General features: G+C 43.0%; 9 protein-coding genes. All 9 read right to left on the bottom strand.

Features of this window, described 5'->3' with window-relative positions; translation table 11 throughout:
- Positions 1–44: 44 nt before the first annotated feature.
- The 9 genes from tldD to PSH54_RS03495 all read right to left on the bottom strand — a co-directional run bounded on the left by tldD (position 45) and on the right by PSH54_RS03495 (position 12,738).
- Entirely contained in the window at positions 45–1,484 is a 1,440-nt protein-coding gene (gene tldD / locus PSH54_RS03535; RefSeq protein ID WP_024032486.1) for a metalloprotease TldD, read from the bottom strand.
- On the bottom strand, positions 1,481–2,308 hold the full coding sequence (locus PSH54_RS03530; RefSeq protein WP_248443221.1) for a carbon-nitrogen hydrolase family protein: 828 nt from the start codon (positions 2,306–2,308) through the stop codon (positions 1,481–1,483). Before PSH54_RS03530 ends, tldD begins: the two co-directional genes overlap by 4 nt.
- Positions 2,305–6,162 (bottom strand): YhdP family protein, encoded by a 3,858-nt coding sequence (locus tag PSH54_RS03525; RefSeq protein WP_273605499.1) that lies wholly within the window; start codon positions 6,160–6,162, stop codon positions 2,305–2,307. The genes PSH54_RS03530 and PSH54_RS03525 overlap by 4 nt, the downstream gene beginning before the upstream one ends.
- Positions 6,162–7,634: a ribonuclease G gene (gene rng / locus PSH54_RS03520; protein WP_004585759.1), complete on the bottom strand. Its 1,473-nt coding sequence runs from the start codon at positions 7,632–7,634 to the stop codon at positions 6,162–6,164. Before rng ends, PSH54_RS03525 begins: the two co-directional genes overlap by 1 nt.
- A gap of 1 nt (position 7,635) precedes the next feature.
- Entirely contained in the window at positions 7,636–8,205 is a 570-nt protein-coding gene (locus tag PSH54_RS03515) for a Maf family protein (protein WP_029772503.1), read from the bottom strand.
- The gene (mreD, locus tag PSH54_RS03510; protein WP_004585757.1) at positions 8,205–8,684 is read right to left on the bottom strand and encodes a rod shape-determining protein MreD; all 480 of its coding nucleotides are present in this window, start codon (positions 8,682–8,684) and stop codon (positions 8,205–8,207) included. Before mreD ends, PSH54_RS03515 begins: the two co-directional genes overlap by 1 nt.
- Positions 8,677–9,519 carry a rod shape-determining protein MreC gene (mreC, locus tag PSH54_RS03505; protein WP_024032490.1) on the bottom strand — a complete coding sequence of 281 codons (843 nt, stop codon included), beginning with the start codon at positions 9,517–9,519 and terminating at the stop codon, positions 8,677–8,679. Before mreC ends, mreD begins: the two co-directional genes overlap by 8 nt.
- The gene (locus PSH54_RS03500; protein ID WP_002958401.1) at positions 9,519–10,562 is read right to left on the bottom strand and encodes a rod shape-determining protein; all 1,044 of its coding nucleotides are present in this window, start codon (positions 10,560–10,562) and stop codon (positions 9,519–9,521) included. Before PSH54_RS03500 ends, mreC begins: the two co-directional genes overlap by 1 nt.
- A 136-nt stretch (positions 10,563–10,698) precedes the next feature.
- Positions 10,699–12,738, bottom strand: a complete 2,040-nt coding sequence (locus tag PSH54_RS03495; RefSeq protein ID WP_004585755.1) for an SUMF1/EgtB/PvdO family nonheme iron enzyme — start codon at positions 12,736–12,738, stop codon at positions 10,699–10,701.
- Between the last annotated feature and the right edge of the window lie 54 nt (positions 12,739–12,792).

Raw genomic sequence — 12,792 nt, 5'->3', positions numbered from 1 at the left:
CATTGGTAACCTATAAAGCGCGAATTGCTTCGCGCTTTATTGTTTTATGCGGTACCACCTACTGTAAGTTGGTCTATTTTAAGGCTTGGCTGACCTACCCCTACAGGAACGCTTTGGCCATCTTTACCGCAGACACCCACGCCTTTATCAAGGGCTAAATCATTGCCTACCATAGAAATATGCTGCATCACCTCTGGGCCATTGCCAATCAGTGTTGCACCTTTAATTGGCTGGGTAATTTTACCGTTTTCAATTAAGTACGCCTCTGATGCGCTAAATACAAACTTACCTGAAGTAATATCTACTTGGCCGCCACCAAAGTTTGGTGCAAATACCCCTTTTTTAACTGAGCTTATAATATCAGCTTGGCTATGCTCGCCCCCTAGCATGTAGGTGTTGGTCATACGCGGCATAGGTAAATGCGCATACGACTCACGACGTGCATTACCCGTTGGGTTTACACCCATTAAACGCGCATTGAGCTTATCTTGCATGTAGCCTTTTAAAATACCGTTTTCGATAAGTACGTTATAAGCTGCAGGTGTGCCTTCATCGTCAACGTTAAGTGAACCGCGGCGATCAGCCATGGTGCCATCATCAACTACTGTACACAGCTCAGATGCTACTTTTTGCCCCACTTTACCGCTAAATGCCGAAGCTCCTTTACGGTTAAAGTCGCCTTCAAGGCCATGGCCTACCGCTTCGTGTAGCAACACGCCAGGCCAGCCATTGCCTAACACAACTTCCATTGTGCCAGCTGGTGCATCAATTGCCTCTAAGTTTACTTTAGCTTGGCGTACTGCTTCTTCGGCAAAGCCCATCCAACGCGGCTTGCCTTCAACTAGCTCTTTAAAGTAACCATAATCTAAGCGTGCGCCGCCCCCTGCACCACCGCGCTCACGGCGGCCATTTTTTTCAAGTAAAACGGAGCAGTTTAAACGAATAAGCGGGCGTATATCGGTAGCAAACGTGCCATCGCTGGCAGCAATTAATACTTCTTCGTATACAGCCGACATTGAACTAATTACTTGCTCAGCATCAGGGGCGAGTTCGCGTATATAGTTTTCAAGCTCACGCAATAAACTCACTTTATCGCTGTCACTCATGCTTGATATTGGCTGATGCGGGGCAAATTGCTCTTTTGCTTTCACATCGCTAAATACTTTAATGGTTTTATCTTCGCCTGCATCGGCAATGCTACGAGCCGCCGTTGCGGCTTTGTTTAACGCTTCAAGGTTAATGGCATCAGAGTAAGAAAACCCTGTTTTTTCACCACTAACGGCACGAACACCTACTCCGCGCTCAACATTGTAAGAGCCTTCTTTTACTAAGCCGTCTTCAAGCACCCATGACTCATGATGGCTTGATTGAAAGTATAAATCGGCGTAATCCACTTTATGCTGATGAATATACCCAAGCGTTTTTTCGAGTTCTTCTCGATTTAGCTGGCTGTCGTGTAATAAATGCTGTTCAACCGAATTCATAATAAATGCTCTCTAAATCGTTGATGAGATTGCACGGGCATATCTCTTCTAATTTTATTTAACTGGTTTAGGTCGGCGTAACCGCTTATAAACCCTACCCCACTTTCAAGCGTTGCTATTTGCTCGCCCCACGGTGAAATAATAATACTGTGGCCGTATGTTTGGCGGCCATTTTGATGCGTTCCATACTGCGCCGCTGCTATAACGTAACATTGCGTTTCTATTGCGCGTGCTTTTAATAAGGGTTGCCAATGTGCTTGCCCAGTAGGGAGTGTAAAAGCACTGGGCACTAAAATTATTTCAGCCCCTTGGCGCGTAAGTGCGCTAAATAATCCGCTAAAGCGCAAATCATAACATACTGTTAAGCCAATTTTACCAAACGGTGTAGCAACAACCACCACATCATCGCCTGCCTGAGTAAAGTCTGACTCTCGATAGCTGGCGGTTTTATCGGCCACATCAACATCAAATAAATGCATTTTATTGTACGTGGCTACGCATTCACCTTGGCTATTAAATAAGTGCGAGGCCGCAAAGTATTTATTATTTTTGTGTGGCTCAGGGACGGTGCCCGCATTTAGCCAAATATTATGCTTTTTACACAATGCACTTAATTGCAGCTTGTAGTGAGTAATACGTTTAGCAACCGCTAGCGTATCATGGCCACTTTTACTAAATACTAAAAACGCCTCGGGTAAACATACAAGCACTGGCCTGGCTGCGGGGAGTTTATTTAACGCCTCGACAAGGGCTGCCATGTTTTCATCGGGGTTAGTGCCTGAGCACATTTGCAAAGCAATTATATTGGCGTTTAGCGTACTCATTGTGTTGCTGTTACCGCGGCATCTTTAAGTGTGAGTGTACTGGCCGCTTGCGGCTGATTTTGCGCAGCTTGCGGTAAGGTAACTTCTTTGCTTTTACGCTCAAGCTCTTGTACCACAGGGTCATTCATTTTGCCGGTTACTTTAAAGTTGATTTCGGAGATTACTCTTGCTGAGTGAATAACCTTATCAAGCGCTAAAGCGGCAAGCCCTGTGACGGGATTAACCATCCAAGCCACAATAACCGGAATACTAGATGTTACTTGTGGTGCCACTGCTAAATCGTAATCTATTTCAAGGGTGTTTAAATTAGCATAGCCGTTAATCGTTAAATCGGCTGGCACGCCATCCATTTTGGTATCTTTTGTGTAGGCTATACCTTTATCTAGCTGCATAGAGCCTTTTAAGCTGTTGTAAAAAAAGCCTTTTGAAAATACATCTCTAAAATCGAGTTTTAATTTACGCACTAGCGAGTCAAGGCTAAGTAACGAAAATACACGTGCCCCACCATCACTTATTTCAGCAATGTGGCCTTCGCCTAAATCCCACTTAACTTCACCGCCCAAACTAGGTATATCAAAGTCATACGGGGCGCCTTGCCAAGCAAGGTTGTAGTTAATATCGGCTTTTGAATCTTTTATAGCGGTGGTGATATCAAATTCATCAAATAGCGCGCCTATATCGTCACTTTTAAGTTCACCATTAAATTGCGTAAAGCCACCTTGCCACTGCCCTTCGGTACGTAAAATATGGTCGCCCTTATCAACCACAAGCTCAGAAATAGTAAGCTTGTCGCCTTCACCGACCAGCGAAGCGCTCACTTTATCAAGCTGATAACTTGCCACTTTACAATCTGCACATTCAAATTCAATGGCAGGTACTGTGTTAAGCCACGCTAGGTTTTGCTCTGGCAGTACATCGGTGATCTCAAGATCTTCTTCTACTTTAGGTGCAAAGTTAAGTCTTAAGTAATCGCTATTTATGCGTATCGGCTGGCTTGGCTGAGAGCTAGGAATAAACACGTCAGCACGCAGCTCTTTGGCATTAAGCTTTAAATATAAGTCGTTTTGCTGGGGCGCTAAGCGCATTTCAAAATCGTTAAAAATAATGTCGCTAGCATTAACTTTGTCAATATGCGCAACCACTTCATTTAATGGCGGCATAATACCCTCAGACTGCTGGTCTGGCTTAGCTTGAGCGGCTTTAATTATTTGGTCTATTAATTCAAACCATGCTTCTAGTTGCGTTTGTTCAAGGTTAATATTAACGCTTAAATCTTTTTGATTTAGCCCTAAATCTTGCTCACCAAGTACAATATGCATATTACTAAATTGCGGCTGACCGTTTTCTAAAATCGCATTAAAATATAGCTGCTGATTAGCATTAGCCGTAATAAGATTTGAAATATCATCGCCTTGCACTATGCCCGTTAACGGCCAAACCTGTTCACTTGTTTTGCCATAGGGCGCTGGTAGCGTGCTCGTCAAGCCACGTAGCTCAGAGCTAACCTGAGCGCGGTAATTAAAGCCTTGCTCAGTAAAATTAAGTGCAAGGCCTATATCAACTTCACTTTGCCCACTCAGGTACCCTTTCAGTACACCTTGCGCCTGGGTTGTTAGTGTATCTGCATTTAGTAACGCCGTTATATCAATATTAGCGGTGTACTGCTGTGCTTCGCTTGCACTATTATAGTTAATGCTAAGCGGCATACCCAACCATGTAGCGCTGGCGTTTTGCATGCTAATTGTATCGTTTTCAAAGCTGAGCTCGCCGCTTAGTTTTTCAAGCGCAATGCCTGGGGCTGCAATATAAACAGGCAAATCGTTTAGTTTTACTTTGCCGTTTACACTGGCTCCACCTTTAAATTTAGAGCCAATCAAAAGAGTTACGCTTGCATCGGCTTGACCTTTACCTTGCACCACTTCAAAAATATTGGCCAGTGGGTTTGCAATCGGGGTGGCTGCAAAAAAGTCATGCAGTTTTTCCATTTGCGCGCGTTTATCTATTTGTACAATGAGTTCATCAGCGTGCATTAAATCGGCAATACTCACTTGCACGCTATCGCCTACTTCTAAATTAACTAACTGGCCTTGCTGGCTATAAATATCCATTCGCTCGTTGGCAAAGTGCAACTGCACATTGGCGTTAGTTACTGCCGGCCAATTGGGGTCAAACGCGTACGTTGCATTATCTATTTGCGCGAGTACATCAAATTGGCCGCTGCCATCGGTGAAAGGAAAACCTGAAAGCGGACCTGCAAATAATACTTGCGCCTTAGCTACTTCGCCCCCTTTTATTGCGCCATTTAAGTAGCTTACAAGTTGAGGGCTCATTGCCTTTAACGGAAAGTAGTGCCCAGCTACTGTGGCATCTTCTGCATAGGCTTCCGCGTAAAGATCTAAGCGAGGATCGTCGCTAAGGCTTACATTTAGCTCAGCCGCTAAGGTAACTTCGTTATTATCAAACCAAATATTATTACTGCTTACATTCCAGTAATTATCTGTTTTTGCTAAATCCAGATCGATATTAATTTGGTTGTAATCAATATTTTTACTGAAGCTGTCGCCGGTTATTAAAGTCCCGTTTTCGCCAAATAACTGCACTCGCCCGCGCTGCTGATTTATAAGCCCCGAGACTCTAAGTGCCTGCGCTGCAGGAACACCAGACACTTCTTGCCAGCCAATATTATTAGCTGAAAACCATAACTGCCATTGCTCATCTGGATTAAGTTCTAGGTAGGCTTGATCGATAAAACCACTTGGTTTGCGGTTTAAAAGTGGCTGTAATGCTTCAAAGTTAGTTAACGACGCCAAGTTACTCAGTAAAGAAAGATCAACCTGCTGCAGCCACACTTTATTTTGCTTACCTAAGTTTGCCTCAAATTCTAGACTTGGCCAGGTTGTGTCGTTATTACTAAATGTCAGGCCCGTGCTTTTTAAGTGCCAAGCGTTTGCCTCAGGAAATAAATGAAATCCCCCTTCGCTTAAGCTTACTTGTTTAGCTTGTTGGTTGTTTTGCCAGTGCACAAAGCTAGGTAACCACTGCATTTTTACATCACTGATAAAGCCATTTTCGAGCTTAAGCCAAGACTTTAAGTTTATGTCTGTGTAAAGCTGTTGTTTTTCAGTATTAATATATTGCGCCAACCAATTAGACACATCTACGCTATTTGCTTGAACGTAAATATCACCCGCAATTTGCTCTATAGTTTTGCCACTAAGCGCGATACGTGCGTCAAAGCTACCCACACTAATGCCGGGCAAGGCGAGGCTGCCGCTTCCTAAATGTTGTTCATCTTGGTTTTGCCATACTATGTTTTCGAGTAATAGTTTGCGCTCTCTACCATCTTCTAAAATAAAATTAATACTCGAATTTTCAATAGCAAAATGCCCAGTATCTCCCAAAAACAGCTCTTCAATTAGCTCTTTTTGTTCAAACGAGACATCATCGTTATTGGTGTTATTAAATAAATTTTGAATATTTACACTGGTATGAAAGCCATTAATAACAAAGTAATTAGACTTTAACTGAAAGGATTTAATGCTCTCCCATAGGTTAAGCTCTAAGCTTGTTTTGGCAATAGTGAGCGATATAGGCGCAGTTTCGTTATCCTTAAAGGAGAGATCTTCTAATACCAAGGCAGGGCCGGCGCCATGCCAACTGGCAGAGATTGCGCCTATAGAAAGACTAATGGCAAATTTATCGTGCAGGTAGGTTTCTATATCGCCTTTGTAGTCGTTTGCATAAGGTAAGGTGTACTTTAAAATAGAAACGATCACGGCCAGTAATACTAAAATTATGGCGCAGGTTTGCCATAACTTTCTAAAACAAAAAAAACAGACCGCTTTCGTTTTCATTACATCATTACCACATCAAACTGCTCTTGGCTGTATAGGCTCTCTGTTTGAATATTGACCTGTTTTCCAATAAATAGTTCAAGTTCGGCAAGGTTATGATACTCATCATTGAGTAAGGCTTCACTTACAGCAGGTGCCGCATACACCATGAATTTATCGGCATCGTAGGCGCGATTAACGCGCACTATTTCGCGCAGTATTTCATAGCATACGGTTTCGACTGTTTTTTGTGAGCCACGTCCAGAGCAAGCCGGACATACATCACACAAAATATGCTCAAGGCTTTCGCGGGTGCGCTTACGGGTCATTTCTACTAAGCCTAATGCGCTTAAGCCGTTTATGTTGGCTTTTGCACGGTCTTTAGATAGTGCTGATTCTAGTGAATGTAATACTCTGCGTTTATGATCTTCGCTGATCATATCGATAAAATCGATAATAATAATACCGCCTAAGTTACGCAGGCGTAGCTGCCTAGCAATGGCTGATGTGGCTTCCACATTGGTATTAAAAATGGTTTCTTCTAAATTACGATGCCCTACAAACGCACCTGTATTCACATCAACGGTGGTCATCGCTTCGGTTTGGTCGATAATTAAATAACCGCCTGACTTAAGCGTGACTTTACGATGCAGTGCTTTTTGAATTTCGGTTTCAACGTCAAATAAGTCAAAAATTGGGCGCTCACCTGGGTAATACTCAAGTGCTTGCGAAAGCAAAGGCACAAACTCTTCAGTAAACAGCTTTAGCTCTTGATAGGTTAGCTTAGAGTCAACTCTAATGCGCTCCATATCTTCACCTACGTAGTCGCGCAGGGTTCTAAATGCAAGCGTTAAGTCTTCGTGTAATATACTGGCTTTATTGGTTTTTTTACGACGTGATACAATTTTTTGCCATAGTTTTCGTAAAAATTCAGCATCGTGTCTTAGCTCCGCTTCACTGGCGCCCTCTGCCGCTGTACGAACAATAAAACTGCCATTATCGTCGCCGTATTCTGCCACTATTTTTTTAAGTCGCGCACGTTCTTCTTCGGTTTCTATACGCTGACTAACACCTACATGCGTAGCGTCTGGCATAAACACTAAATAGCGCGAAGGAATAGTGATATCGGTAGTAAGCCTTGCTCCTTTAGTGCCTAGTGGGTCTTTAACCACTTGCACCATAATGTATTGGCCTTGGCGTACCAGCTCACGTATGTCTTGTACTTTTTTAATCGGCTCGTCGTCTACCCCCTCAACTATTGAGGCGCTATTGACTATGTCTGATGCATGCAAAAAAGCGGCTTTTTCTAGGCCTATATCAACAAAAGCAGCTTGCATGCCTGGCAGTACGCGGCTTATTTTTCCTAAGTAAATATTGCCTACAATACCTAGGTTGCCTATACGCTCTAGTTGAATTTCTTGTAATACACCGTTTTCGATTAGGGCAACACGGCTTTCACTTGGCGTGACATTTATTAGTAATTCTGTACTCATGTTACCTTCTTAAGAATGCTTGTAATAATTGTTCGGTCTCGTATAAAGGTAAGCCTACAACAGCAAAATAGCTACCCGCAATGTGTGTAACAAAGCGACCACCTAAGCCTTGAATGCCATAACCACCGGCTTTATCTTGTGGCTCGTTTGACTCCCAATAGCTATTTATTTCTTCATCGCTGAGGGTTTTAAAGGTCACATCGGTACTCACTACACAACTTAGTACATCTGTTTGTGTAGCAAAAGCAACGGCAGTAAGTACTTGATGTGTATTGCCAGATAAACGTTTAAGTGTTGTTATGAAATGGTTTTTATCGCGTGGTTTACCCAACGATTCGTTATCAATAACAACCACAGTATCGCTACCAAGCACTGGGCGGTCTGTGTAACCAAGCGCTACGCCTGTTTGCGCTTTTAAGCGGGCTAAGCGCTCAACCAATGCATGAGGCTGCTCGTTTGCAAGTGGGGTTTCATCTGCATCTACACTGAACTGTTCAAACTCAATGCCTAACTGACTCAACAACTCTTTACGTCGCGGGGAGGCTGATGCCAAATATACTGCGGTTGTCATTACCTGATCCTAAAATGTCTACGGTATTTGCGAAGAAGTAAAAAGACCCAAAACCAGCTGACCATACCGGTCGCCACTGGCCACAGGTATTGTGGATTAAAATAAACACCTAATAAAAAGTGATTTAACCAAAATTGCATTAGGTGATACAAGGTTAAAAATAAGCCCACTAATAAGCTTTGCTGCCAAAGCGAAAAGTTACGTATTTTTTGAAAGTTACTTGCGGTCACAAATATACAAATAGAATACGTGAGTGAGTTAACCCCTAATGGAGAGCCTAAGGCTAAGTCCATGAGTAGGCCAACAACCCACGCGGTACCAATATTTAATCTATGCGGCACTGCCAGCGACCAGTACATTAATACCAGTAATACCCAATCAGGTCTGAAGGGCTCAAACGAAAAAGGCAGTGGCATTAATGCCATAATTAAAGCAAAAAAGATGCTTAGGGCAATTAACAATGAATAACGATTAATCATCGCTGATTTGCTCCTGTTGATTGCGCCATAAAATAACCAACAAACGAATACGGTCTAGCTGTGCAATAGGCTCTGCAAATACTTGAGCAAATGGGCGCCCTTCATCGCGGTTTATTTCGGTGACAACAGCCACCGGGTAACCTTCAGGAAACGTACCGCCAAGCCCCGAGGTCACGAGTACATCACCAATGCGAACATCAAGGCTATGAGGTACATGCGAAAGCTTAACAACGTTAATTTTACCTATGCCTTCAACTACCGTGCGTACGTCGTTTCGTAGTATACGTACCGGCGTAGCATGAGTTGTGTCGGTCATTAGTAACACGCGCGACGTGGTAGAGCCTACTTTCGTTAATTGACCAACAACCCCCATTTCATCAATTACCGCTTGGCCTTCGCTTAGGCCGTCGGTGGTACCGCGGTTAATAACCACTTGATGACTATAAGGGTTTGAATGTACAGAAAGTACTTGGGCTATTTTTTTACGATTAGATTGCTTAGCCGATGAGCCAAGTAAAGCACGTAGCTTTTGGTTTTCGCGGGCTAAAAATTGGTATTGCTGCAATTGCTCGCTTTGTAGCATTTGCTTTTTTTTCAGCGCTTCGTTTTCACTCAGTAACTGATCGCGGGTATGCAGGCTTTTAGCACCTAAGCTAAATATTTCGTAAGGTAGGTTGGCAACGTAAATTAATGGGCTAACAAGAGTATTAAGGCTTGTACGTACAACCGTACCGCCTTGTGTAAACTTATCGCCCGCAATGAGCACTATGCTCAAAAGCACTGCGACAAAAAGTCGCAGTTGCAAAGAGATGGTTTGTCCAAACAGTAATTTCATTAATCGTAACTAAAAACGTCACCACCATGAACATCAATCATTTCAAGTGCTTTACCGCCGCCACGTGCTACACACGTAAGTGGATCATCGGCAACAACCACAGGAATGCCTGTTTCTTCCATTAATAAACGATCTAAATCTTTTAATAGTGCACCACCGCCAGTCAGAACCATACCGTGAGCTGAAATATCTGATGCAAGCTCAGGTGGAGACTGCTCAAGTGCAACCATTACGGCACTTACAATACCCATTAGCGGCTCTTGGAGTGCTTCTAAAATTTCGTGCGAGTTAAGTGTAAATGAGCGAGGAACACCTTCGGCTAAGTTACGACCGCGTACTTCAATTTCAATTGGTTCGTCAGTTTTAAAAGCAGAGCCAATTTGATGTTTAATATTTTCAGCTGTTGCTTCACCAATTAGGCTACCAAAGTTACGGCGCACATAATTAATAATGGCTTCATCAAATTTATCGCCACCAATACGCACAGACGATGAGTAAACAACACCGTTTAGTGAAATAATAGCAACTTCGGTAGTACCACCACCAATATCAACAACCATAGAACCGGTTGCTTCTGATACTGGTAGCCCAGCACCAATTGCTGCGGCCATTGGCTCTTCAATTAGGTACACTTCGCGCGCGCCGGCACCCATTGCTGATTCGCGGATTGCACGCTTTTCTACTTGGGTTGCACCACACGGTACACAAATAAGTACACGCGGGCTTGGGCGCATAAAGTTATTGTTGTGCACTTGTTTTATAAAGTGTTGTAACATTTTTTCGGTTACATAAAAGTCGGCTATTACGCCATCTTTCATTGGGCGAATCGCTTTAATATTACCCGGTGTACGCCCTAGCATTTGTTTTGCTTCTGTACCCACAGAAGCAACACTTTTAGGTCCACCAGCGCGTTCTTGACGAATAGCTACAACTGAAGGTTCGTTAAGTACAATACCTTCTTCTTTTACATAGATAAGGGTATTGGCTGTACCCAAGTCGATCGATAGATCGTTTGAAAAAATACCACGGAGTTTTTTAAACATGAGGCTGGATGACCTTTGAAATACGTTCTTATGTTAGCTGCACTCACTTTAACATGCCTAATTAGATGAGCAATATAAAGCGCAACTACCTTTGTTAATTTGTGAAAAAAGGAAGCTAGGCTTCCTTGGTTAAATGCTATCGTTCGCGGACTAAGCGAAAGCCAATGTAGTTAGATCTAAAATCTGGCGCTAAAATTAATCGTGTTGAAGCACGTGCAAGGCTTGGTGCAAAGTTCCACGCCCCGCCTCTTACTGCAACATCAGATTCGCCCGACTCTTTAGCTGTCCATTCCCACACATTGCCTACGGTGTCGTATAATCCAAATGCGTTAGGAGAAAAAGAACCCACCGGTGCTGCACGTTTGTTTGACCATTCGCTACCACACCAACCACAGTTAGCTAAATTTTTACCTATTTCGTTACCCCAAGGGTATTCTGTTTCTGTACCTGCGCGAGCGGCGTATTCCCATTCAACTTCATTAGGTAAACGGTACTGCTGGCCGGTTTCGCCAGAGAGCCATTCGGCGTACGCTTTCGCGTCGTTAAATGTTAAACACACAGCAGGAAAATCGCTGCTTTGCTCAAAACCTGGGTTACGCCAGTTTAAATTAGCTTCCCATACGGGTTCGCCATTTAAATAATAAGCACACCCTTTGCTTTGCTCTGCTTGTGTTTTATACCCAGTACTTGCTACAAACGCTTCATAGGCACCTACGGTAACCTCTTTGGTTTGCATAGCAAATGAGCTGGCTATCACTTTTTCAATAACCGGGCGTTCATTTGCTAAACCATTGCCGTTAATATCGCCCATCTTAAATTTACCGGCGGGCACAACTACAACATTATTTTGTACATCAGCAGAGCGATTAGTGCTTGCTGTACGACTTACAGGTTTTGGTTGCTCGCGAGTGTAAGCCGGTGCAGCAATCGACTCAGACTTTTTTACTAAGTTAGCATGAATAGTCTGTGCTTTAGTTAAATCAACTCTTACTTTGTAAGGCTTATAACCTAATTTACGTATTTCTACGTTATGCACACCACGCGGTAAACGCGTAACTAAACGCGTAGAGCCAAAGCTCACCCCATCAATAAACACTTCATCATCGTAAACATTTGAACGTAAAGTCAGCTCAACTTGCTGATTTTTCTCTTTATTTATAATTGATGGATAGTTTTTTTTTGTAGGTGCAGCTTTCACTGAATAATCGCGCACTGGCTGATTGTTCATTCGCGATACAGACACAGTGTCGGTATTATCCGCGGCGTTGCTGAATGTTAACTGACTATCAGAGTAGGTTGTACCGTAACCAGGCTGATACGCTGTCGCGAGTGGCGAGCCATATTCAGAACAATAACGGTTATCTACGTTTAATAAGTTACATAGGCGGCTGCTGTTTACTTCGCCGCGCATGGTTACGCTTAAGTTAACGTTGTAATTGCCTTGTCCACTAAATGCACTGTTAACTACATGGCTACTTAAAATTTGTACTTGTGCGCCTGCCATGTTGCGTTTTGGTTCAACAATTCGCTCTTCTGTTAAATTAGCAAATATTTGATCAACAAAGCGCTTAGTGGCTTTTTGTAAACCCATTTGCTGGCCGCGTTGCTCACAAGCTGCGAGCGTTTCGGTACGCTTACAGTTAATTGTGTGGTTTACTTCAAGTGTACCTTCGCGGGTAAACTCATTACGTAAACGCTCTACTCGGGCTGTAGTTAATTGCTCTTTTAAGCTTTCTAAGGTGTTTAAAAGCGTATGTTTTGCAACACGAATTTGCTCTATATCTTTACGGTGAGATGCAATTGCCGCCAACTGCATTGAGATGTCGTCTTTATTTTGCTTATGATCAACCACGGCTTTTTGATAGCGCGATTGGGCAGCACTAATATCAAGCGTAGGATCGTCAATTAAGCGGCGATACATTTCGTTCATCGCATCAAGTGCTTGGTTTTTCTCTTTATCAAGCTCTGTAGAGCGAGAACGAAGTAGTTCAAGTTGGTTTTGTAACTGACTTTCTTCTTTTAAGTGTTTTTCAAGTATTTGTGTCGAGTTATCGTATTCTGTTTGTTTAATACTAATCTCTGATTCAATTCCGGTTACTGTTGCTGTGTCTTGTGCAAATGCACTACTAGCTAACAAACTAGCGGAAATTAACAGAGATAAAGGAGCAATTCGCATATATTCCAGTCCCAAAAAGCGGCAATTATTTGGTCGTTATTATTGTTTATTAGA

The sequence above is a fragment of the Pseudoalteromonas sp. Angola-30 genome (assembly GCF_028599215.1).
GTDB lineage: Bacteria > Pseudomonadota > Gammaproteobacteria > Enterobacterales > Alteromonadaceae > Pseudoalteromonas > Pseudoalteromonas atlantica.
The sequence above is the reverse complement of the archived record's forward strand: the minus strand, read 5'-3'. Positions and strand labels throughout refer to the sequence as shown.